Genomic DNA, 23,048 nt, shown 5'->3' on the forward strand with positions numbered 1-23,048 from the left:
TCTGAGGTTGCAGGGTGGTGTATAGGAAACGCCTGTGCAGCGGATTAGAGTTCGTTCAACAGGAGTTGCCCGACATGATCCCTACCCCGCTGCGCCACGAATCACCTTTGGCGTTGAACATTGACTCGCGCGTGAGCGTAGCGGGCGACTTCGCCACGTCGATAGCCGGCCTGTCGCTGTTTCGTCGCGATCAGCCGGCGCCACCGACCGTGTGCATGATCGAGCCGAGCCTGATTCTGGTGGGCCGTGGGGAAAAGCGCTTGTGGGTCGGCGGTGAGGGTTACCGCTACGACCCTTCGCGGTTTCTGGTCACCTCGCTGGATCTACCCGCCAATTCCGAAGTGCTTGCAGCCAGCCCCGAACAGCCCTGTGTCGGGCTGGTGCTGAAGCTGGACGTTGGCATGCTTGCCGAGATCCTCAGCAAAGGTGGCTTGCCTGCGAAACGGCAGCCGTCGACGAATACCGGCGCTGGTATTGGCAACATGTCTTCCGCTCTGGAAGGCGCGCTCGAACGCCTGCTGGCATTGCTCGACGAGCCTGAGGCGATCCCGGTGTTGGCGCCGCTGATCCTGCGGGAAATCCACTATCGGCTGCTCCATACCGATCAAGGCGCGCGGCTGCGGCAGATCACGGCCGTCGATGGCCAGGGTTATCGCATCGCCAAAGCCATCGACTGGCTCAAGGTCAACTACACCGAGGCGCTGCGCATCGATGAACTGGCGGCGCGGGTGCAGATGAGCGCGCCGACCTTTCACCACCACTTCCGCCAACTCACCGGCATGAGCCCGCTGCAGTACCAGAAATGGCTGCGACTGAACGAGGCCCGTCGGCTGATGTTGATGGAGCGTCTGGACGTTTCGCGAGCGGCGTTTGCGGTCGGTTATGAAAGTCCCTCGCAGTTCAGCCGCGAATACGCGCGCCTGTACGGCACCGCACCCAGTCGTGACATCGCGTTGCTACGTGGCGAACCCTTCACCCCGTAGCAACGCTGGGCAACGCGGCCAGTTGAGCAAAGAACACGCTTTACCGGTGAGGCGCCACGCAGCGTTTCACCGCTTATAAAAATGCACGTCAACCGATGATCGAGCGGGTGAACCATGGAACTACGAATCAACCAGAAAACCTATCAGGTCGATGCCGACGCCGATACGCCCCTGCTGTGGGTGATCCGCGATGATCTGGGCATGACCGGCACCAAGTACGGCTGTGGACTGGCGCAGTGCGGCGCCTGCTCCGTGCTGGTGGACGGCAACGTGGTGCGCTCGTGCGTCACGCCAGTGGCCGGTGTGGTCGGCCGCGAGGTCACCACCATTGAAGCGATCGAGGCCGATGAAGTGGGCAAACGGGTGGTCTCGACCTGGGTTGATCTGCAGGTCGCCCAGTGCGGCTACTGCCAGTCCGGGCAGGTGATGGCGGCCACGGCGCTGCTCAAGCAAAACCCCAAGCCGAGTGACGCGCAAATCGAGGCGGCGATGGTCAACCTGTGCCGCTGCGGCACGTACAACGCCATTCATGCCGCCGTGCATGAGCTGGCCGGCAAGGGAGATGCCTGATGAACGTGCGTATCGATCCTGCTCAGGAAGCATCAGCACTGGCTCTGCATGAACCGATCAATGTGTCGCGCAGACGTTTTCTGACCGGCACCGCCGTCGGCGCACTGGTGCTCGGTTTCGGCCTGCCGCTGGGCACGACGCGCGTGCAAGCGGCAGTGGCGGCCGCGACTGCCGAGCGCGGCACGCAGGTGCCGGCGTTTCTGGAAATTCGCCCGGACAACCGCGTGCGCCTGCTCTGCCCGTTCATGGAAGGCGGGCAAGGTACGTTCACCGCGATGGCGCAGATCGTCGGTGAAGAACTGGATGCCGACCCGTCGACGTTCCTGGTCGAAGCCGCACCGCCCGGCGAAGCCTATGTAGTAATGGAAAACGGCATGCGCATCACCGGCGGCAGCATGTCGGTGCGCATGAGTTACCCGGTGATGCGCCGCCTCGGCGCCCTTGCCCGCGCCATGCTGCTGCAGGCCGGTGCGCAGAAGCTGGGGGTGCCGGTGGGTGAACTGAGCACCGAACCCGGCAAAGTCGTGCACGCCAAATCCGGGCGTTCGGTGGCCTACGGTGAACTGGCCGAGCACGCTATGGATCTGCCGATTCCCGATCCGGCCTCGGTGCAGTTGCGTGATCCGAGCCAGTTCCGCTGGATCGGCAAACCGGTGAAGCGCGTCGATGCCTACGACAAGTCCACGGGCAAAGCGCTGTACAGCATCGACCTGAAGGTCGACGACATGCTGCATGCTGCCGTTCAACATGCCCCGCGTTTGGGCATGACCGTGGGCAACCTGCGCAACGAAGAGCAGGTCAAGGCGATGAAAGGCGTGCATTCCGTGCATCGTCTGCCGGGTGCCGTGGCCGTGGTCGCCGAACGCTGGTGGCACGCCAAACGTGCAGTGGAAGCGATTCAGGTCGACTGGCAGGAACCCACAGCCGACAGCCAGGTACGCTCGATGCCTGCGGACTTTTCCAGTGACGCCTGGCTCAAGCGACTGGCTGACGACAAAGGCCCGGCCAGGGATGATGAAAATGAGGGCGACGTGGCTGCAGTTCTGGCCAGCGCCAAGACCCGGATTGACGCCACTTACCACAACCAGTACCTGAACCATGGCCAGTTGGAGCCGCCGTCGGCGCTGGCCCGGTTCAATCCCGACGGTTCGCTGGAAGTCTGGCTGCCGAATCAGGCGCCGGACATGTTCCGAGCGGACATCGCCAAACGCACCGGGCTGGATCCGTCGCGCATCACCTTGCATTCGCCGTTGCTGGGGGGCTTCTTCGGTCGGCATTTCCTCTACGACGCCGCCAGCCCCTACCCGCAGGCGATCGAGTTGTCCAAGGCGGTTGGCCGCCCGGTCAAACTGATCTGGAGCCGCGAGGAAGAGTTCCTGCGTGACGTGCTGCGTCCGGTGGCAGCGGTGAATTTCCGTGCCGCGCTGGACAATGACGGCTGGCCGCTGGCAATTGAAGCGATCAGCGCCACCGAAGGCCCGACCGAGGCGCTGGCCGGCAAACAGGGTGAGAAGCTCGACCCGACGGCGCTTGAAGGCTTGTCAGGCAAGTCCTATGCGATCCCCAACAAGCGCATCGCGCAGATCTATGCCAAAGGGCCGGCGATGCTGGGTTACTGGCGTTCGGTGGGCAATTCGCTCAACGACTTCTTCTATGAGTCGTTCCTTGACGAACTGGCCGACAAGGGCGGCAAGGACCCGTTCGAATTGCGCCTGCATCTGCTGCGCGACAACCAGCGACTGACCACGTTGCTGCAAGCCGTGGGCGAGCTGTCGGGTGGCTGGAAGCGTGGGCCGTTTACCGCGGCGGACGGCAGCAAACGTGCCCGAGGCGTGGCGATGGCGTCGCCGTTCGGCACCCAGACGGCGGTGATCGCCGAGGTTTCCATCGAGAACGGTCAGGTCAAGGTGCACGACATCTGGCAGGCAATCGACCCCGGCAGCATCGTCAACCCGGCGATTGTCGAAGCGCAGGTCAATGGCGCGGTGGCGCTGGGCCTCTCGCAGACGCTGGTGGAGGAAGCCGTGTGGATTGATGGCAAACCGCGCGCGCGCAACTACGACTTGTATCCGATCCTGCCGCCTGCGCGAATGGCTCGGGTTCACGTGCGTGTTGTCGAGAGCGGGGAAAAAATGGGCGGCATCGGCGAACCACCGTTGCCCGCTGTCGCGCCCGCCGTCGCCAATGCGGTGGCAACGCTGACCGGGCAACGGGTGCGCAGCCTGCCCATGAGCCGCCACACCTTCACTTGATTAGCGCCGGAGCGTCCATGAATAACAGCCGATTCGCAAGAACCGCAGGCTGGCTGGCAGTGCCGTGCCTGGTCGCGGCAGGCCTGCTGGCCTGGTATGTCACCCGCGAGCCTGTCTCGCACCTTGAAAACAACCACACCGCCGTGGCCGATATCGACCCGGCGCTGGTGGCTCGTGGCGAATACGTCGCCCGACTCAGCGATTGCGTGGCATGCCACAGCGTGCCGGGCGGTGCGCCGTTCGCTGGCGGCCTGGAAATGGCCACGCCACTTGGCGCGATCCACGCGACCAACATCACCCCGGAGCCGGAAACCGGCATCGGTCGCTACAGCCTCGCGGACTTTGACCGTGCGGTGCGCCACGGCGTGGCACCTGAAAGCCGTCGTCTGTACCCGGCGATGCCCTACCCGTCCTACGCCAAGCTCAGTGACGACGATGTGCGAGCGCTGTACGCGTTCTTCATGAAAGGCGTGGCACCGGTCAAGCAAGCGAATATCCCGAGTGCGATTCCTTTCCCGTTGAACCTGCGCTGGCCGATTGCGTTGTGGAACGGTGTGTTTGCCGACACCGAACCTTACGTGGCCAAACCGTCGCAGGATGCCGTGTGGAATCGCGGCGCTTATCTCGTTCAAGGCGCCGGGCACTGCGGCAGTTGCCACACGCCGCGCGGTCTGGCGTTCAACGAGAAGGCTCTGGATGAATCCGCCACGCCGTATCTCGCTGGCGCCTTGCTCGATGGCTGGTACGCGCCAAGTCTGCGTGATGATCACAACACCGGTCTGGGCCGCTGGAGCGAGCCGGAGATCGTGCAGTTCCTCAAGACCGGGCGTAACAAACATGCAGTGGTTTACGGTTCGATGACAGAGGCGTTCAACAACTCGACGCAGTTCATGAGCGATGACGATCTGACCGCGATCGCCCGTTATCTCAAGTCATTGCCGGGGGATCCTCAGCGCGACGGCCAGCCCTGGCAGTACCAAGCGGTTTCGGCGACGGAACGTCTGGACGCGCCCGGTGCTCATACCTACGTCACGCGCTGTGCTTCGTGCCACGGCCTCGACGGCAAGGGCCAGTCGGAATGGATGCCGCCGTTGGCCGGCGCCACCTCGGCACTGGCCAAGGAAAGCGCCTCGGCGATCAACATCACCCTCAACGGTTCGCAGCGGGTGGTGGCCGCCGGAGTACCGGACGCCTATCGCATGCCAGCCTTCCGCGAGCAGTTGTCGGATCAAGAGATCGCCGAAGTGCTGACCTTCATGCGCAGCACCTGGGGCAATCAGGGCAGTGCCGTTGAAGCGCAGGCCGTCAACAAGCTGCGTGAACGTACGGATCCGGCCAGCAGCAGCCCGATCATCCTGCAAATGCGTTAGAGGAACTTTGATGGAAAGCATCGACTTGCTGGTCCTGCGCACCGCGCGGGACTGGCTCGCCGCCGGCGAGCGAGTGTTGCTCGCCACGGTGGCGCGCACATGGGGCTCTTCGCCGCGCCCGACAGGCTCGATGATGGCCTTGCGTAACGACGGGCGTGTGGTTGGCAGCGTGTCCGGCGGCTGCATCGAGGACGACCTGATCCATCGCTATACCACCGCGCATGGCGGCAGCGGCCTCAAGGACAGTGCGCCCGAGGTGGTGCGCTACGGCGTCAGCGCCGACGAGGCGCATCGTTTCGGTTTGCCCTGTGGCGGCACGCTTGAGCTGATTCTTGAGTTCAATCCCTCATGGCAGGTGCTGGACGAACTGCTGGTGCAACTGGATGCCGGGCAACTGGTGCGCCGCTGCCTGGCACTGGATAGCGGTCGCGTCACACTGCAAGCCACGGCAACTCCTGAGCAATTCAGTTTCGACGGCCAACAGATGCTCAATACCCTCGGGCCGGGGTATCGGCTGCTGATGATCGGTGCCGGCGCGCTGGCCGAGTATCTGGCGACCATGGCCCTGTTCAACGGCTTCAAGGTCGCGGTGTGCGACCCACGTGCCGAATACATCGAAACCTGGGCGGTGAACGGTGTGGAGCGGATCATCGGCATGCCGGATGACGTGGTGCGCGACTTCGCGGTCGATCTGCGCACCTGCATCGTCGCCTTGAGTCATGATCCGCGACTCGACGATCTGGCACTGCTCGAAGCCCTTCACAGCCCGGCGTTTTACATCGGCGCCATCGGTTCGCGGCGCAACAGCCAACTGCGCCGCGAACGTTTGATCGAGCATTTTGGTGAGACCCAGGCGTCACTCGAACGCCTGCACGGGCCGATCGGCATCTACATTGGCAGCAAGACACCGGCGGAGATCGCCGTCAGCGTGATGGCCGAGATCCTGGCCGCGAAGAATGGCGCCAGCCTGCCGAAGGCGTTTTCAATCGCCAGAGCCAAGGCGCAGGAAGCCTGACTGGCTGGCGGACATGTTAAGCGCTCAACCTTCAACGTGAGGCGGCGGCACGGGTGAACTGCTGTTCCGTCACCACGCTGCCCCACTGACTGCCCTGATCTTCCATGGTCAATTCGAACCCGGCCGCTTCGTACAGTCGGCGCGCGGCGTCGAGGCCTTTGAGGGTCCAGAGCTGGATCGCATCAAAACCCTGCTGATCGCAAAACTCCACCGCCGCGCTCAGCAGTTGCCGGCCGACGCCACTGCCGCGGCAGCCGTCGTCGAGGATGAACCAGCGCAAATGCGCCTGATTGTTGCCCAGATCCTGGCCGTCGATCGCGATCGAGCCGACGATGCGCTCATCAAGCGTGGCTACCCAGATCTGGTTGCAGGGCTGATCGAGGCGTCCGACAAACTCCGCCGTTTCACGGGCGACACGGCTTTCAAAGATCGCGCCGAAACCGGAATGCCGCGAATAATAATCCGCATGCATTTGCGCCACGCGGCCGATCAGCCCGGGGCGATAGCCGGCGCTGATCTGCAGGTTCGGCGTGAGTGGCTGGTCGGCGCCCAGACGGATGGTCTTGAGCGCATGCGCGTAGGTTGAAAGGCCCTGCGCCACGCTCTGTTGCTGCGACGGATTGAGCGTGTTCAATGCGTTGCTGACCTGGGCCTGGCCGTAGGCATGAATATCGGCGACGGTCTGCCGGCCCTTCGCCGTCAGGTGCAGATGCTTGACCCGGGCGTCCTCGGCGGCACGCTCCTCGATCTCCCCGGTCTTGATCAGTTTGCCGACCATGCGGCTGACACTGGATTTTTCCAGGCCAAGGCTTTGCGCCAGTTGCGCAGCGCTGACGCCGTCCCCGGCTTCGATTTCCAGCAAGGCGTGCACGCCGGAGGCGGAATAGTCGGTCGCCGCCAGGGTGGCGCGCAGGAAACCGAATTCACGCACCATAGTGCGCGACGCTGTACGGATTTCTTCGATCAAGGCTGTAGGGATACTCATGACACATCACCGCTGAATTTTAGTTGTACTATACAACCATGTTCCCCTTCGCGGACGCAAGCAGCCGACCACGCCGGGCAAACGTCAGCGAGCCGACATCAACACCGCAGCAAACGTCAGACAAAAAAAGCCCCGCAACCGAATGAGGTGCGGGGCAAAGTATTGGCTGGTTGCGGCCAACCAAAGGAGCTCGGTCAGAACGGTTCGCGCAGCCGGGTCAGATGCAGTCCTGGGCGGCGCGTTCAAAACTGGAAGGCAGGAAATTCGAGGCCAGCAAGTGACGCTCGTAGATGAACACCTTGCCGCCGTTGCCGGCCTTGTAGGCTTCCAGCACGTTGTCGGCCGACACCTTGCTTGGCACCACGATCCGATAGCTGCGCTGGGTCTGCGAGACGGTCGGGTTCAGCGCACTGCCCTGCAGCTTCGGCACCACGCAATCGGCGTATTGCGCCGGAGTCTTGCTGGTCTGCAAGGTCAGCGTCGGGTCGTTCGGTGCGGAGGCGCAACCGGCGAGCAGCAAGGAGGCAACGGCCAGGGTCGGGGCAAACAAAGCATGCATCGGGGTCATCCTGAAAATAAAGGTTCGGTTCAACCGGCAGCGGTTCAGCGTCACGGCACCGCCGCTGCCCTTTTGGTTTTGAATGTTCAGCTGGACGCCACCAGCGCCTTGAGCGATACATCAAACTGCTTCAAGGCATTGAGTTGCAGGTCACGTTGTTGCTCGATCTGCGCGGCAATCTCATGCGCCGCTTTGTCGTGTACCCAGACCGCCGGGATCTGTTTCTCCACCGAGCCTTCAGCCTTGCCGATGTACTGCAGGTCGGCATCGTAGAAACGCGCGATGAAGTGCGCTTCATACAGACTGTTCTGCTGGGTCAGCAGGCGGTTGAAGGTGTCCAGTTTCACCACGATGTCCGGATGCGCCAGAATCAGCGCATCGAGGTTGTCGTAAACGGTCACCGACATGAACTGGCGTTGCAGCGAGCTGAGCAACCAGTCGATCGCCAGTTCCGGGTCGGAGCTGCTGACGAAGGCGGCGCGGATTCGCGAATCCAGGGCATCCTTGGCACCGTGCAGCGCCATGTCGTGGTAACGCGTCAGGTATTGCAGGTTTTCCCGGGTGTTTTCGCTGTACAACACCCCCACGGTCTGTGAATGCTGCAAAGTCGCGCTGCTGCCGGCGATGGGCTGAAGACGACACGCACAGGCACCGTCGGCGTAAGACGGTGCCGTGGCTACCATGCCGCTCATCAGCAGAGCGGTCAGCACCAGTCGGGTCAGGGTCTTCATCGCGCAATTTCCTTGAGCTGCGTTTTCAATGAAGGCAATTTTCCGCCTGTTGCCTGCAAAGCTGAACTTGCGTTTCGTGATGGTCACTATTACTTCTAGCGATAGTTGCGCACGATAAAGACAGGTACACACTCATCCCCAATGACTAAAACAACAGTGAGGAAGCCGATTTGAGAACCTTTGACCTGATCCGCGACGCGGTTTTGCCCGACTTTCGCGAGCGGGTGGCGGAATACCTGGTGCAGTACGAAAAGGTGTTGCTGGACAAGGCCATCACCGATGCGCGGCTCAAGCGCGATACCGCCAATCAGTTGCGCGGCTATCTGCGTGGGTTGAACACTACGCGGGTGCTGGGCATGGCTTATTGGGAAGAACTGGATCGACGGGTCGTCGACACTTGGCTCACGCCTCACGAATGAGCGTGGACGCCGGTCGGTGACGATCGTATGCGGTGCCTGCCAAAACGGCCCCGAACGCTTACAATCGGCGGCCTTACCGACCTTCTGACAGGCTCCCTCGGAAATGCCGCTCGACCCACCAACGATGCTGACCATCTCGATCGCTCTCGCAGCCGCTGCCGCGCTGTATCTGGCGGTCGAGTGGCGCAGCATTCGTGAGCCTTCGCTGCTGTTCTGGAGCGCCGGTTTCGCCACCATCACCATCGGTTCCACCCTGGCCCTGCTGCGCAGCAACGGCTTTTTGCTGATCGGCATCTGGTTCGCCAACGGCTTGCTGGTGACCGCGCACTTCCTGTTTCTGCTGGGGGTGGCGCGCTTCACCCAGATCCGCCTGTCACGCGCCTGGTACCTGATCTTCCTCTGCTGGCTGGTGATGCTGTTGCTGCCGGACGGGCCTCTGTGGTCGAAAGTCATGCTCGCCGCCAACTCGTTGCTGGTCGCCGCCTCGACGCTCAAGGCCAGCCTGCTGCTGCGCCCGCATGGCAAATCGCTGAGCGTCGGTGCGGTGCAATTGCGCTATGTGCTGCTCGGTCACGGCATCTTCTATGTGGCCAAGGCCCTGACCGTGGTGATCCCCGGCACGCTGATCGATCTGGCCGCATTCCGTGGCGTAATCATCCAGATCTCGCTGGTCGAGGGTGCGATGGCGATCATGTTGATCGCGCTGTCGATGACCGGCACCGAACGCTACCGGCGCGAGGAGCAGATCGCCCGACTGGCCGCCCGTGACCCGCTGACCGCCCTCTACAACCGTCGCGCCCTCGACATGCGCGCGCCGGGCCTGCTGCGGGGCGTGTCTGCGGCGCATCCCGGCGCCCTGCTATTGATCGATATCGACAACTTCAAGTCGGTCAACGATCAGTACGGCCACAGCGCCGGCGACCGTTTACTGGTGGCCTTGAGCGAAATGATCCGCGCTGAGACCACCGATGAGGCACTGGCCGCCCGTTTGGGCGGCGACGAGTTCGTGATTTTGCTGAGCAACGCGCCCAGTGATCACATCGTCAGACTGGGCGATGCCCTGCGCGATCAATTTCAGCGCAGCGCCGCGCAAGCCTTCCCGACACCAGAGCCGGTGACACTGAGCATCGGCGCCACGCTGTTCAACCAGCCACCGGCCAGCCTCGCGGCGCTGATCGAGCAAGGCGACGCCGCGCTGTATGAATCCAAGCGCGGCGGCCGCAACCGCTTGCGCCTGACCGGGCTCACCACTTCAGGATGACCAGACCCATGACCCGTTCCCAGACTCCTCTACAAGACCTCGCCGCCCCCGAAGGCGTCTGCTACGGCTGCGGCGGCCGCAACCCCCATGGCTTGCACGTCAAAAGCTACTGGCACGAGGACGGCGTGCACGTCATGGCCGAACACCTGCCGGACGACAAATATTGCGGCTGGCCGGATCTAGTCTATGGCGGACTGCTGGCGATGCTGGTCGACTGCCATTCCAACTGGACCGCGATGGCTTATCACTACCGTGACGAACAACGTGAACCGGGCAGCCTGCCGCGCATCGACTGCGTCACCGGCAACCTCGGCCTCAAGTTCATCAAACCCACACCGATGGGCGTCATCCTGACCTTGCGCGCCAGGGTCGAAGGCGAGGTCGGGCGCAAGACGCGGGTGATCTGCGAGGTGTACGCCGGGGAAGTGCTGACGGCGGTGGGCGATTCGGTGTTCGTGCGGGTCGATACCGGGCAACTGGCGGACGCGGCACACGGCCGCTGACTCCACACGCGCCCCTGTAGGAGCTGCCGCAGGCTGCGATCTTTTGACTTTAAAGATCAACATCAAAAGATCGCAGCCTGCGGCAGCTCCTACAGGGCATGGTGCTCGAATTAACCCGGGCGCAGGCCCGAAAGACTGCATAACCGATTTGCGGCCCACAGCAGCGATGGCAGACAGACGTCTAAACGCCTCGGCAATCGTAAGATTCACTTACATGTTTTTCCGCTTGTGGTGCACGTTGCCAACCCCTTATAAGAGCGGCTCTCACTCGCGAATTGAAGGATGCACCCATGAGCAATGCCTGGAACGAAGGGTATTTTACCGACGAGGGTTACACCTATTCGTACAGCCGGGAAATCAACCCGGTGTTCCAGCGTTTTTGTTTGTTGTTGCGCGGTTTTGCCACCCTGGAAGGCAGCGGCGGCTACCACTGCGAACTGGGCTTTGGTCAGGGTGTGTCGATCAACATCCACGCCGCCGCCAACCCGGGCAACTACGTCGGCACCGACTTCACGCCGTCCCAGGCCGCACATGCCATGGCGCTGGCGAACGACTGGAACAGCCAGGCCCGTCTATATGACGACAGCTTCGAGCAACTGCTGGCCCGCGATGATCTACCGGCCTTCGACAGCATCAGCCTGCATGGCATCTGGTCCTGGGTCAGCCGCGACAATCAGCAACTGATCGTCGAGTTCGCCCGTCGCCACCTCAAGCCCGGCGGCATGTTGTACGTCAGCTACAACTGTTTCCCGGGCTGGTCGCCTTCGGCGCCACTGCGCAATCTGTTCAGCCTGCACAACCGCTTTGCCAGCCAGGCCTCGACCAGCCCGGCCAAACGCATCGATGCCGCGATGGAGTTTTCCGAAGCGCTGTTGGCGGCCAATCCGAAGTACGCCAGAGCGGCGCCGGCCCTGGGTGCCCAGTTGCAGAGCATCAAGGGTCAGAACCGTCAGTACGTGGCCCATGAGTATTTCAATCGCAACTGGGACTGCATGTATTTCATCGACGTGGTTGACGCCATGACCGTGGCCAAACTCGACTACGCCACCACGGCCGTACCGCTGGACACCGTGGCCGCGCTGAACCTGAGCGCAGAAGGCATGGACTTTCTGGAAGGTATCGAGCACCCGATCATGCGCGAACAGGCGCGCGACTACTTCATCAATCAGAATTTCCGCCGGGATCTGTACGTACGCGGCGCCAATCGGCTGTCTGCCGCCGAGCAACGCGATGGCCTGCTGAGAAGCCGTTTTGTCCTGTTGCAAGCCATCGACAGCATTCCCGGCACGGTCTCAGGCCCTGCGGGCGAGGCGTCCTTACAGGCGGACATTTACCGCCCGGTGCTCGCAGCGCTCGCCGCCAATGCCTACGAAGCGAAAACCTTGCAGCAGTTGTCGATGGCCGTCGGCGCCGTGTCTTATGACGACCTGGTGCAGGCTGTTACCGTGCTGATCGGTATGGGCGTCGCCGCGCCGTGCCAGAGTGAATCCGCCGAAAGGCAGGTGCAGGAACGTTGCGACACCCTCAACCTGCAACTGTGCAAGCGCGCCCTGTTCAACAACAACATTCAGGTGCTGGCCAGCCCGGTCACCGGCGGCGGCGTGCCGATCAGCCGCGTGCAGCAGCTGTTCCTGATTTCGATCAAGCAAGGCATGACCGACCCGCAAGACTGGGCGCAGTTGGCGTGGGCCGTCATCGGTGAGCAGGGCGAAGTGCTGCACAAGGGCGACCAGCCGCTGCTCACGGCTGAAGAAAACCTTGCCGAGATGACCGAACAGGCCCGGGCATTTGCCCAGACACCGCTGGACATTCTTATAGCGCTGAAAATTGCTTGATCCAGATATACGCCGGACGACTGGCCGCGATAGAACGCGGCCAGTCACGCGCGTGTATGGCCCTGACGGCCGCCTCCTGAGCCATCCTGCCCCCGCCTGCCACGCAGCGCCCCGTTAAAAAAGCAAAATCGCCATGTGTTTCCGTCGTTCCTTCTTGCGTCGCACTGTTCATTGCCCGTTCCTGTCTGCCTGGAGTTTCTTCGATGCCGTCGCCCAAATCCCTGCCCTCTGCCCTGCTGGGCCTGGCCCTCGCCTGCCCGGTCATGGCCGAGGAACCCAAAAGCATGGAGTTGGGACAGGTGCTGATTTCGGCTGAAGAACAAAGCGGCGCCGATGCCTCCGTCGCCGAGGCCCAAGCGCGTCTGGCGCAGGTGCCCGGCGGCAGCAACGTGGTCGACATGCGCCAGCCGTCGCAGGGCCGAGTGGCGAGTAATCAGGATGTGCTGGCGTATCAGCCCGGGGTCTACGCGCAGTCGGCGGGTAATGAAGGGGTGAAAATCTCGATCCGTGGTTCGGGGATCAACCGCGCACCGGGCGCCCACGCTTCGGGGCTGTACACGATGCTCGACGGCCTGCCGCTGACTGGCCCCGGCGGCACACCCTACGAATTGCTCGAACCGCTGTGGCTCGACCATGTGGAGGTGCTGCGCGGCGCCAACGGCTTTGATCGCGGCGCCCTGGCGCTGGGCGGCGCTGTCGATTACGTCAGCCACACCGGCTACGACGCGCCGAAATTGCAGGTGCGCTATGCCACCGGCAGCCACGGTTATCAGCAGCGTCAGGTGAGTTCCGGGCAGGTGCTGGGCGACTTCGATTACTACGTGTCGCTGACCGACTCGAACGCCGACGGCTACCAGGATCACACCGCCAGCGAGAGCAAAGGCGTGATCGCCAACTTCGGTTATCGCTTCAACCCGAACCTGGAAACCCGCTTCTACTTCCGCTATCGCGAGACAGACAACGACCTCGCCGGCCGCGTGACCAAGCATTCGATCGAGCACACTCCGCGAGCGGCAAACCCGGCCTATGTGGCGCGCGATGACAGCCGCAAACAACCGGGCAGCACCTTCATCGGCAACAAGACCACTTACTACATCGACGACGATTCGAGCATCCAGACCGGGCTGGTCTATCACGACTACCCGATGGACCTGCGCGAAGGTCCGAACCGTCTGAAAGTGGCCTACACCGACGTCAGCGGCACCTTCGACTACAAGCGCCGCGACACCCTGTTCGGCATGGAAAGCCGCAGCACCCTCGGCCTGCGCACCACCAAACACCTGCCCAACGACGGCGCGAGTGAATTCGTGCGCATCCCGTCCGGCAACACCGCCGCGTATGCACCGGGCACCCGCATGCGCAACTTCACCTATCAGGGTTCGGACACCGTCCTGCATGTGGGCAACGATCTGGAAATTGCCGACGACCTGTGGCTGACCACCGGCCTCGCCGCCATCTACACCCGCCGCGAAAGCGCCGTCACCTACCCGCAAAGCGGCGGCAAGACCAGCCTGAACGACTGGGATTACGCGCCACGTCTGGGCCTGCGCTATCAGGTCACGCCGGACCTGCAACTGTTCGGCAACCTCAGCCGTTCGGTCGAAGCACCGCACCCATGGTCGCTGATCTACAGCTCGAACATCCGCTTCCCGGCCGGCAACGGTGCGGCGACCGGCACCCAGAGCGACCCGATCAAACTGCAGAACCAGACCGCGACCACCCTCGAACTCGGCGGTCGCGGCGACAGCGCGCTCGGCCAATGGAGCCTGGCGTGGTACTACGCCCAGGTGCACCACGAATTGCTGTCGGTACTGCCGGACGCCAACGCCGTCACCCCGTACGAACTCAACGCCAGCCCCACCGTGCACCAAGGCGTGGAAGCCAGTCTGCAGAGCACGCTGTGGTCAGCCGAAGACGGACGTAAATTGAGCCTGCGTCAGGCCTACACCTTCAGCGACTTCCACTACCGCGACGACCAGCGTTTCGGCGACAACCGCCTGCCCGGCCTGCCGATGCACTTCTACCAGGGCGAACTGCGCCACGACTGGCCGCAGGGCTTCTTCGCGGCGTTCAACACGCAACTGGTGTCCAAGGTCGCGGTGGATTACGCCAACAGCTACTACGCCGATCCCTACGCACTGTTCGGCGCCACCGTCGGCTACAACGCGCCGAAAAACGACTGGCAAACCTGGCTCGACCTGCGCAACCTGACCAACAAACACTACGCCGCGACGGTCACGCCGGGGTATGACGACAAGGGCCTGGATGCGGCGCGGTCTACGCCGGGTGAAGGGCTGGGGGTTTATGTCGGGGTGTCGTGGAGTCTGCTCTGACGGTTTGCATACTCGGCAACCCGCCGGGTTACTACTCCAACGTAGGCAAATGATTACGCAAAATATGCTCCAGCCCCGGCCGCGTATGTTTTTCCCAAGGGCAAACATCCTGCGCATCGCCTGTGTGCAGATACTCGCCGGCATCAAATGCCTGGTAGATGTCAAAGGCTGGCTGGGGCATTTCTGCGTGCATCGACACATCAACGATGGGGTTGATAAGTGCATTCATCACTTCATCGCCAAACTCAAAATCACGCGTGTTTGACAGGAAATCTCTGGCTACGGCGATCGAGACTTGATTAAGCAGATCGCGACGGTCGACCTGCAGCCGCTCACAAAAGGGTTGCAGATCGATGGTCAAACCTTCTTCAATCGCTTCCAGCATGACCAGATAAAGATCGGCTTCACTCAACGGCCTACTCATCACACATTTTCCTGCTCTGTTCTTGATGCTCGCCCGGTTCATTCATAAAACTTGCCGGCCAGCAAAATGCTCGCGCAGCGCTGCCATACGTTGGCCGAAGATTCCTCTGCTGCCACCTGCCTGGAACTGTCGATTGCCCAGGCACCTGCTGCCTCAAGAAACGCATCCACAGATCCATTTTCCCAACCCAACGCGCCCCGACCATAGGGTAACAGCGGTTCGTTCATCGTCCGCTCACGGGCGAAATCGGCACCCAGTGCCTGAATAAATGTGATGAACGATCGCTCGTCGTTCACACGCTCTAGCAACTCATCAAGATCATCAGAGCCAGACATCGTGGCAATTTCCTGTTGGCGAATGGTTTGCCCGGGATGCTGCTATGCATCGCCCGGAGGGTCAACCAGTCCGTCAAAACGGCCCCTGCGTCATCACCCGCGTCTCGATGATGCTGCGCAGCGCGTTAACCCGCTTCTGATACAAACCAGTCAAACACCCAACCTTCGCGCCACAGGCCTGACGGCTTTTGAGGAAGTCCTGCTGCTCACCGATCAACGCATCGCGCCCGCCCATCGGCAGCAAGCGTTTGTCGAGGCTGAACAGCTCGCCCATGGTGACGTCCAGATCGTTCAGCGTGCGGTTGGCGCAGACGGCTTTTTCGTCTGCGGCTTTGGCCTTGGCGCAGTCGAAACTGGCCGCGTGTGCCGAATTGGCAGCGATCAGCAGCGCACAGCCTAGGGCGGCAGCGGTCACCCGTGAAATTTCTCGAACTCGTGTCATGTCGTCGTATCCAACGTTGTAAGTCAATGGAGGTATGAGAAATGAAAAGCACCGACGACAGCAAGCCTGCAACCCCGCATAACGCGCCACCACTCGATTCCTCGGGCAAACCGGTGGATGTGGTGCGCCGCGATCTGGAGGACCGCGACGACGACACCCGCGCCGTGGATGAGGTCATTACACCGACGTCCATTCGCGAAAAGGAACAGGACGCCGAGGAACTCAAGCGCAAGACCGATGAAATCGAACGCAAGGTCGCCGACGGCAACTGAGGCGACGCTCCCCGTCCTGAAGTAGAGTTTTCTCCTCTCTGTCCCGGGTTTTCCTGCCCGGGACAACTCTCCCCCCTACCCTGAAACCCTCGGTTTTACTGGGCTTTTCCTGTCTGCTTCAGCAATTTGTATTCACAGCCCAGCTTAATAATATTTTACCGATACACCCCTCCTGCCTAGTCTGAACGCAAGCAAAACGGACAAGCCTGAAGCGATCCGAATCCACTTGCCTTGCCAGGAAGGATGTAGAAATGACCACTGAAATAATAAAAACAGACACGCTTGTCGTGGGGGCCGGACAGGCGGGTGTGGCGATGAGCGAGCACCTGAGCAAACTCGGTGTGCCGCACCTGGTGCTGGAGCGCAGCCGCATTGCCGAACGCTGGCGCACCGGGCGCTGGGACTCGTTGGTAGCCAATGGTCCGGCGTGGCACGACCGCTTTCCGGGGCTGGAATTCGATGATGTCGATCCCGATGGTTTCGCCCCCAAGGAGCGCGTCGCGGACTATTTCGAAGCCTATGCGAAGAAATTCAACGCGCCGATCCGCACCGGGGTCGAGGTCAAAAGCGTGGTGCGCAATCTCGGGCGTCCGGGCTTCACCGTCGAGACCTCCGAAGGCGTGATCGAGGCCAGCCGTTTAGTGGCGGCAACCGGCCCGTTCCAGCGCCCGGTGATCCCGCCGATCGCGCCGCAAGACCCACGTCTGTTGCAGATTCACTCCGCCGACTATCGCAACCCGCAGCAACTGCCCGACGGCGCGGTGCTGGTGGTCGGTGCCGGATCGTCCGGCGTGCAGATCGCCGATGAACTGCAGCGTTCCGGCAAGCAGGTTTACCTGTCGGTCGGCGCCCATGACCGTCCGCCGCGTGCCTATCGCAACCGTGATTTCTGCTGGTGGCTGGGGGTGCTCGGCGAGTGGGATCAGGCAGCGATGAAACCCGGCCGCGAGCACGTGACCATTGCGGTCAGCGGTGCGCATGGCGGGCGCACCATCGATTTTCGTGGTCTGGCCCATCGCGGCATGACCCTGGTCGGCGTGACCGAGGCGTTCAACAACGGCGTGGTGACCTTCAAGCAGGACCTGCGTGACAACCTCAAGCGTGGCGATGAGAACTATCTGGCGCTGCTGGATGCCGCAGACGCTTACGTCGAGCGCAATGGGCTCGACTTGCCGCAAGAACCTGAAGCACGCGAAACCTATCCGGATCCCGATTGCGTGAAAAATCCGCTGCTCGATCTGGATCTGGCCAAGGCCGGGATCACCTCGATCATCTGGGCCACCGGGTTCGCCGTGGATTATTCCTGGCTACAGGTCGCGGCGTTTGACGACAAGGGCAAACCGCAGCATCAGCGCGGCGTGTCCACTGAGCCGGGGGTGTATTTCCTCGGGCTGCCATGGCAGTCGCGGCGCGGCTCGTCGTTTATCTGGGGCGTGTGGCACGACGCCAAACACGTGGCCGATCACATCGCCACCCAGCGTAAATACCTTGAATACCAGGATGCCGAGCAGCGTGAAGCCGCCCTGCATGCGCCGAACCACAGCAAAGCCGCCGACCCCGTCGACGCTTGATTTCCCTCTTTCGCAGCGGTGCCCGGTGCGCCGCTGAACACCTAGTCTGGAGCTGTACATGAGCAAGCCAACCCACACTCGCATCCGTATGTTCAACACCAAGGACACCTACCCGAACCAGACCCTGGACAACGATTTGTGCCAGGCCGTGCGCGCCGGCAACACCGTGTATGTCCGGGGTCAGGTCGGCACTGATTTCGACGGCAATCTGGTGGGCCTCGGTGATCCGCGCGCACAGGCCGAACAGGCGATGCGCAACGTCAAACAGTTGCTGGAAGAAGCCGGCAGCGACATGAGCCACATCGTCAAGACCACCACCTACCTGATCGACCCGCGCTACCGCGAGCCGGTGTATCAGGAAGTCGGCAAGTGGCTCAAAGGCGTGTTCCCGATTTCCACCGGACTGGTGGTGTCGGCATTGGGGCAGCCGCAGTGGCTGATGGAGATTGATGTGGTGGCGGTGATTCCCGAGTAAGTCGGCAGACCGAGTCGCGGCTATCGCGAGCAGGCTCACTCCTACAAGGGAACGCATTTCAAGGTAGGAGTGAGCCTGCTCGCGAAGAGGCCGGCCCAGACACACAAGGAGTTAGACCATGACCTTTTCAATCGCAGCCCGTTGCCCCGAAACCGGCCAGTTCGGTGTCGCCATCAGTTCCTCCAGCATCGCCGTCGGCGCACGCTGCCCGTGGCTGCTACCAGGCGTCGGCGCGGTGTCGAGCCAGAACATCACCCTGCCGTCCCTCGGCCCGGAAGTGCTGGCGCTGATGGAACAGGGCCAGGCGCCCGACGCGGCGCTGGACCAGGTGCTGACCCGCAACGGCTACAGCCAGTACCGGCAGATCACCGCGATCAACCACCTCGGCCAGACCGCGCATTTCAGCGGTGCGCAGACCCTCGGCGTGCACAACGCAGTCTGCGGCGAGCAATGCGTGGCCGCCGGCAACATGCTCGCCGGGCGTGCGGTAATCGAGGCGATGGTCCGCGCCTTTGAAGACGGCGAAGGCCAATTGGCCGATCGCCTGCTCAAGGCCCTACATGCCGCACAGGCCCTCGGTGGTGAAGCCGGGCCGGTGCATTCGGCAGCCGTGGTGGTGGTCGGCGAACAGACCTGGCCGATCGTCAATTTGCGCGTCGACTGGGCGGACGCAGACCCGATCGGCCAACTGCAACAGCTCTGGGACGCTTATCAGCCGCAGTTGCAGGACTACATCGACCGCGCGCTCGATCCGGCCAAGGCGCCGGGCTATGGCGTTGCCGGAGACGATCGATGAGCAGCAGCGTCGCGTTGCTCAAGACGCTGGTGGGCTTCGACACCACCAGCCGCGAATCCAACCTGCAGCTGATCGAGTTCGTGCGCGACTACCTCGCTGGCTTCGATGTGCCGTGCGAGCTGATCTACAACGCCGAGCGTAGCAAGGCCAATCTGTTCGCGACGATTGGCCCGGCCGAGCAACCGGGCATCGTGCTCTCGGGGCACACCGATGTGGTGCCGGTCGATGGTCAACCATGGACAGTAGCGCCGTTCGAACTCAGCGAGCGTGACGGCAAGCTGTTCGGGCGCGGCACCGCCGACATGAAGGGCTATATCGCCTGCGTGCTGGCCTTGGTGCCGGCGCTGGTCGCTGCAGACCTGCGCATGCCGGTGCACATCGCCCTGTCCTACGACGAAGAAGTCGGTTGCTTGGGGGTGCGCTCGCTGCTCGCCGAGCTGCGGCAACGCCCGGTCAAACCGCTGCTGTGCATCATCGGTGAACCCACGGAACTGAAACCAGTGCTCGGCCATAAAGGCAAACTGGCGATGCGCTGCGACGTGCACGGGCATCCGTGCCATTCGGCCTACGCACCGCTGGGGGTGAACGCCATCGAGTACGCTGCCGAGCTGATCGGCGAGCTCGGGCGCATCGGCCAACAACTGAAGGCGCCCGAGCAGCACGACGCGCGTTTCGATCCGCCCTACAGCACGGTGCAGACCGGTGTGATCAGCGGCGGCAAGGCCTTGAACATCGTGCCCGCCGATTGCCGCTTCGACTTCGAAATCCGCGCCCTGCCCTCGCAGGATCCAACCCTGGTCGCGCAGCAGTTGCAGGCCTACGCCGAGCAGCAAGTACTGCCGCGCATGCGTGCGGTGAGCGAGCACAGCGCGATTCGTTTCAGTGAGCTGTCGGCCTATCCGGGCCTGGCCACCGATGCGCAGAGTCAGGCCGCGGAGTTGATCGCGGCGTTCTGCGGTTCACGGGAATTCGGCACCGTGGCGTTCGGCACCGAGGGTGGGCTGTTCGATGCAGCGGGTATTCCCACGGTGGTTTGCGGCCCCGGCAGCATGGATCAGGGGCACAAACCCGACGAGTTTGTCAGTCGCGAACAACTCGATGCCTGCGATGCGATGCTGCAACGGATGCTGGCCTCGATTCGCACCTGATCCTTTCGGCCTGACTGCCTGCCTTCAGGCGTGCAGTCGGGCCAATTCCTCGCGGCAATGATCAACGAATAACTGCACCGGTTTGGTCAGTTGCACCCGGCGCAGCCAGGCTGCCGACAAGCCCGAGCCGGTCACGGTTTCCGCCAGCGGCACGCACACCACTTTCTGCCCGTCGTAGGTGTATTCGCCGAACGGCCGGGTCACCAGAATCGAAAAGCCAAAACCGCGCCCGACCATGCCGCGCACCATCTCGATCGACGGTGAGCTGAAGACGATGTGCGGGGTCAGTCCGCGCTCTTCGAAGATGCTCACGAAGTAGGTGCGGCTGGGCACCACGTCGAGCAGGATCATCGGTTCCAGCACCAGATCGTGCAGCGAGACTTTCGCCTGTTGCGCAAAACGGTGGTCGGCCGGCAGCAACGCGTAAGGCTGCTGCGGCGGCATCAGCGGCGTGGTGTCGATGGTGGTGTCGAGGTCATGTTCGAAGAGCATCGCCACATCGATGCTGCCGGCGGTCAGCGCCTGCACCAGTTCCTGTTGTTCGCCATCGCGAATGCGGATTTCCACCCCTGGCCAGCGCTGCTTGAACCCGGCAATCAGGCGCGGCAGGTACAGCGGTGCGACGGTTTCGAAACAGCCGATATCGATCTGTCCGGAGACCACATCGTTGTCCGCCAGGGCGTTCTGCTCGAACTCATGCGCCACCCGCAGCAACTCCAGCGCCTTGCGATAAAACCGCGATCCACTGGGCGTCAGCGACACACCCTGGGCGTGATGGCGGATAAACAGCTGCACACCGAAGCTCTCTTCCAGATGCTTGATCGCGGTGGAAACCGACGGCTGGGCGATATAGAGCTTGCGCGAGGCTTCGGCGACGCTGCCGCAATCGGCGGTGGTGACGAAGTATTTGAGCTGGCGCAGGTTGTAGGCGGCCATATGAACCTCTGCAAGTGAGACGACGCTTTTGTGGTGAGGGAGCTTGCTCCCGCTTGAGTGCGCAGCACTCACAATATCAGGGGACGTGGCGCAATATTTGGGGCCGCTTCGCTGCCCAGCGGGAGCAAGCTCCCTCGCCACAGGAAAGGGTTCGCCCCTGAAAGTTTTGTTGTTGATCACGGTTGAACATACCGGACAGCCCCCAACCCGCGGCATATATTTTTTAAGGTCTGAAGCAACAAACTTACTAATTTATCTATCCCGAGCCTTTGCACATGATCGCTTCAACAAGAAATGCGTCGTCCGTGTCGGCGCTTACCGAAGTACGTCCACGTACTCATCCTTGCCTTGGAGTTCGTCATGTCCACCTCTGCAACAACATCCGCGCCGCTCATTGAAAAACACACGATAGGATACGTGCCCCCCGAAGATCGCCACGGAAAGGTCAGGGATCTGTTCACGCTGTGGTTCGGCGGCAACATCGCGCCGTTGCCCATCGTCACCGGCGCGCTGGGCGTGCAGTTGTTCCACTTGAATCTGGTCTGGGGCATCGTCGCGATTCTGGTCGGCCATCTGATCGGCGGCGTGCTGATGGCGCTGCACTCGGCGCAAGGCCCGCAGATGGGCATTCCGCAGATGATCCAGAGCCGCGCGCAGTTCGGCTCCCTCGGCGCGTTGCTGGTGGTGCTGATTGCCGGGGTCATGTACATCGGCTTCTTCGCCTCCAACATCGTGCTGGCCGGCAAGTCGCTGCACGGCGTGGTCGACAGCGTGCCGGTGCCGGTCGGCATCGTCATCGGTGCCCTCGGCTCGGGGATCATCGGCATCATCGGCTACCGCTTCATCCACGTGCTCAACCGCATCGGCACTTGGGTGCTGGGGATCGGCATCGTCGTCGGGTTCGGCTACATCTTCACCCATATTCAAACCGATGACTTCCTCACCCGCGGCAGCTTCAACCTCTCCGGCTGGCTCGCCACCGTGTCGCTCGCCGCGCTGTGGCAGATCGCGTTTGCGCCTTACGTGTCCGACTATTCGCGTTATTTGCCGGCCGACGTCAAAGTCTCGTCGACGTTCTGGACCACGTATCTGGGGTCGGCGCTGGGTTCGAGTCTGGCGTTCATCTTCGGTGCCGTCGCCGTGCTCGCGACACCCGTGGGCATGGACACCATGGATGCGGTCAAACTCGCCACCGGCTCGATCGGCCCGCTGATGCTGGTGCTGTTCCTGCTCAGTGTGATCAGCCACAACGCCCTCAACCTGTATGGCGCGGTGCTGTCGCTGATCACCCTGGTGCAGACCTTTGCCTATCGCTGGATCCCGACCGCCAAGAGCCGTGCGGTGATCTCGATCATCGTGCTGCTGGCCTGCTGCTTCGCCGCCGTCGGCGCGTCGAAGGACTTCATCGGTCACTTTGTCGACATGGTGCTGGTGCTGTTGGTGGTCCTGGTACCTTGGACCGCGATCAACCTGATCGACTTCTACGCCATCCACAAGGGCCAGTACGACATCCAGTCGATCTTCCAGGTCGACGGCGGTATCTACGGACGCTACAACCCTCAGGCGCTGCTGGCCTACGCGATCGGCATCGCGGTGCAGATCCCGTTCATGAACACCCCGCTGTACGTCGGCCCGGTGTCGGCGCACATCAACGGCGCGGATCTGTCGTGGCTGGTTGGGCTGCTGGTGACGTCGCCGCTGTACTTCTGGCTGGCCAATCGTGACAGCGCTTATCGGCGGCGGATGATGGGCGGGAAACTGGCGGGCAGTCTGTGACGGTGTCCGTATGATAAAAGAAGGCCCGCCATGCGCGGGCCTTCTGCGTTGTTGTGT

The 23,048-nt window shown here is 62.3% G+C and carries 23 protein-coding genes; 16 read left to right on the top strand and 7 right to left on the bottom strand.

The window, feature by feature from the left end:
- The first annotated feature begins 74 nt into the window (after window positions 1–74).
- The 5 genes from AC1RBR_RS15605 (at window position 75) to AC1RBR_RS15625 (ending at window position 6,190) form a co-directional block, all read left to right on the top strand.
- On the top strand, window positions 75–983 hold the full coding sequence (locus tag AC1RBR_RS15605) for an AraC family transcriptional regulator (protein ID WP_492565392.1): 909 nt from the start codon (window positions 75–77) through the stop codon (window positions 981–983).
- Window positions 984–1,097: 114 nt separating this feature from the next.
- A complete protein-coding gene (locus AC1RBR_RS15610; RefSeq protein ID WP_011333895.1) occupies window positions 1,098–1,553 on the top strand; it encodes a (2Fe-2S)-binding protein in 456 nt (151 codons plus the stop codon).
- Window positions 1,553–3,805 (top strand): xanthine dehydrogenase family protein molybdopterin-binding subunit, encoded by a 2,253-nt coding sequence (locus tag AC1RBR_RS15615; RefSeq protein ID WP_492565394.1) that lies wholly within the window; start codon window positions 1,553–1,555, stop codon window positions 3,803–3,805. The genes AC1RBR_RS15610 and AC1RBR_RS15615 overlap by 1 nt, the downstream gene beginning before the upstream one ends.
- A 17-nt stretch (window positions 3,806–3,822) precedes the next feature.
- Window positions 3,823–5,175, top strand: coding sequence for a c-type cytochrome (locus AC1RBR_RS15620; RefSeq protein WP_492565396.1), 1,353 nt, complete (start codon window positions 3,823–3,825; stop codon window positions 5,173–5,175).
- A gap of 10 nt (window positions 5,176–5,185) precedes the next feature.
- On the top strand, window positions 5,186–6,190 hold the full coding sequence (locus AC1RBR_RS15625; RefSeq protein ID WP_492565398.1) for an XdhC family protein: 1,005 nt from the start codon (window positions 5,186–5,188) through the stop codon (window positions 6,188–6,190).
- A 31-nt stretch (window positions 6,191–6,221) separates the two neighbouring features.
- Here AC1RBR_RS15625 and AC1RBR_RS15630 read toward each other — a convergent pair whose 3' ends face one another.
- The 3 genes from AC1RBR_RS15630 to AC1RBR_RS15640 all read right to left on the bottom strand — a co-directional run bounded on the left by AC1RBR_RS15630 (window position 6,222) and on the right by AC1RBR_RS15640 (window position 8,465).
- A complete protein-coding gene (locus AC1RBR_RS15630) occupies window positions 6,222–7,175 on the bottom strand; it encodes a bifunctional helix-turn-helix transcriptional regulator/GNAT family N-acetyltransferase (RefSeq protein WP_492565399.1) in 954 nt (317 codons plus the stop codon).
- 217 nt (window positions 7,176–7,392) lie between these two features.
- Window positions 7,393–7,734, bottom strand: a complete 342-nt coding sequence (locus tag AC1RBR_RS15635) for a hypothetical protein (protein WP_492565400.1) — start codon at window positions 7,732–7,734, stop codon at window positions 7,393–7,395.
- 86 nt (window positions 7,735–7,820) lie between these two features.
- A complete protein-coding gene (locus tag AC1RBR_RS15640) occupies window positions 7,821–8,465 on the bottom strand; it encodes an ATPase (RefSeq protein WP_492565401.1) in 645 nt (214 codons plus the stop codon).
- 170 nt (window positions 8,466–8,635) lie between these two features.
- On the opposite strand from AC1RBR_RS15640, the gene AC1RBR_RS15645 reads away from it, so the two are divergent.
- The 5 genes from AC1RBR_RS15645 to AC1RBR_RS15665 all read left to right on the top strand — a co-directional run bounded on the left by AC1RBR_RS15645 (window position 8,636) and on the right by AC1RBR_RS15665 (window position 14,816).
- Window positions 8,636–8,884: a hypothetical protein gene (locus tag AC1RBR_RS15645; RefSeq protein ID WP_492565403.1), complete on the top strand. Its 249-nt coding sequence runs from the start codon at window positions 8,636–8,638 to the stop codon at window positions 8,882–8,884.
- Window positions 8,885–8,987: 103 nt separating this feature from the next.
- Complete coding sequence (locus AC1RBR_RS15650; RefSeq protein ID WP_492565404.1) at window positions 8,988–10,145, top strand: GGDEF domain-containing protein; 1,158 nt, start codon at window positions 8,988–8,990, stop codon at window positions 10,143–10,145.
- Window positions 10,146–10,153: 8 nt separating this feature from the next.
- On the top strand, window positions 10,154–10,648 hold the full coding sequence (locus AC1RBR_RS15655) for a PaaI family thioesterase (RefSeq protein ID WP_492565405.1): 495 nt from the start codon (window positions 10,154–10,156) through the stop codon (window positions 10,646–10,648).
- A gap of 290 nt (window positions 10,649–10,938) precedes the next feature.
- Window positions 10,939–12,483 (top strand): methyltransferase regulatory domain-containing protein, encoded by a 1,545-nt coding sequence (locus tag AC1RBR_RS15660; protein WP_492565406.1) that lies wholly within the window; start codon window positions 10,939–10,941, stop codon window positions 12,481–12,483.
- A gap of 203 nt (window positions 12,484–12,686) precedes the next feature.
- On the top strand, window positions 12,687–14,816 hold the full coding sequence (locus AC1RBR_RS15665) for a TonB-dependent receptor family protein (RefSeq protein WP_492565407.1): 2,130 nt from the start codon (window positions 12,687–12,689) through the stop codon (window positions 14,814–14,816).
- Between the two features lie 31 nt (window positions 14,817–14,847).
- Here the strand turns inward: AC1RBR_RS15665 and AC1RBR_RS15670 are convergent, their stop codons facing one another.
- From AC1RBR_RS15670 to AC1RBR_RS15680, 3 genes are all read right to left on the bottom strand, one after another.
- Entirely contained in the window at window positions 14,848–15,228 is a 381-nt protein-coding gene (locus AC1RBR_RS15670) for a hypothetical protein (protein WP_492565409.1), read from the bottom strand.
- A gap of 50 nt (window positions 15,229–15,278) precedes the next feature.
- Window positions 15,279–15,575 carry a DUF7660 family protein gene (locus AC1RBR_RS15675; protein WP_097090373.1) on the bottom strand — a complete coding sequence of 99 codons (297 nt, stop codon included), beginning with the start codon at window positions 15,573–15,575 and terminating at the stop codon, window positions 15,279–15,281.
- 73 nt (window positions 15,576–15,648) lie between these two features.
- Entirely contained in the window at window positions 15,649–16,017 is a 369-nt protein-coding gene (locus tag AC1RBR_RS15680; RefSeq protein ID WP_492565411.1) for a lysozyme inhibitor LprI family protein, read from the bottom strand.
- 41 nt (window positions 16,018–16,058) lie between these two features.
- On the opposite strand from AC1RBR_RS15680, the gene AC1RBR_RS15685 reads away from it, so the two are divergent.
- The 5 genes from AC1RBR_RS15685 (at window position 16,059) to argE (ending at window position 20,279) form a co-directional block, all read left to right on the top strand.
- Window positions 16,059–16,289 (top strand): hypothetical protein, encoded by a 231-nt coding sequence (locus AC1RBR_RS15685; RefSeq protein WP_492565413.1) that lies wholly within the window; start codon window positions 16,059–16,061, stop codon window positions 16,287–16,289.
- Window positions 16,290–16,540: 251 nt separating this feature from the next.
- Entirely contained in the window at window positions 16,541–17,860 is a 1,320-nt protein-coding gene (locus tag AC1RBR_RS15690) for a flavin-containing monooxygenase (protein ID WP_492565415.1), read from the top strand.
- Window positions 17,861–17,918: 58 nt separating this feature from the next.
- Entirely contained in the window at window positions 17,919–18,335 is a 417-nt protein-coding gene (locus AC1RBR_RS15695) for a RidA family protein (protein ID WP_003225869.1), read from the top strand.
- A 118-nt stretch (window positions 18,336–18,453) separates the two neighbouring features.
- On the top strand, window positions 18,454–19,131 hold the full coding sequence (locus AC1RBR_RS15700; protein WP_492565418.1) for a DUF1028 domain-containing protein: 678 nt from the start codon (window positions 18,454–18,456) through the stop codon (window positions 19,129–19,131).
- Window positions 19,128–20,279 carry an acetylornithine deacetylase gene (gene argE / locus AC1RBR_RS15705; protein ID WP_492565420.1) on the top strand — a complete coding sequence of 384 codons (1,152 nt, stop codon included), beginning with the start codon at window positions 19,128–19,130 and terminating at the stop codon, window positions 20,277–20,279. The genes AC1RBR_RS15700 and argE overlap by 4 nt, the downstream gene beginning before the upstream one ends.
- Window positions 20,280–20,303: 24 nt before the next feature.
- Here argE and AC1RBR_RS15710 read toward each other — a convergent pair whose 3' ends face one another.
- Window positions 20,304–21,215: a LysR family transcriptional regulator gene (locus AC1RBR_RS15710; protein ID WP_095136462.1), complete on the bottom strand. Its 912-nt coding sequence runs from the start codon at window positions 21,213–21,215 to the stop codon at window positions 20,304–20,306.
- 360 nt (window positions 21,216–21,575) lie between these two features.
- Here AC1RBR_RS15710 and AC1RBR_RS15715 point away from each other — a divergent pair, with 360 nt between their 5' ends.
- On the top strand, window positions 21,576–22,991 hold the full coding sequence (locus AC1RBR_RS15715; RefSeq protein ID WP_492565422.1) for a purine-cytosine permease family protein: 1,416 nt from the start codon (window positions 21,576–21,578) through the stop codon (window positions 22,989–22,991).
- Window positions 22,992–23,048 lie beyond the last annotated feature (57 nt).

Source organism: Pseudomonas sp. GW823-FHT01D03 (assembly GCF_058798255.1).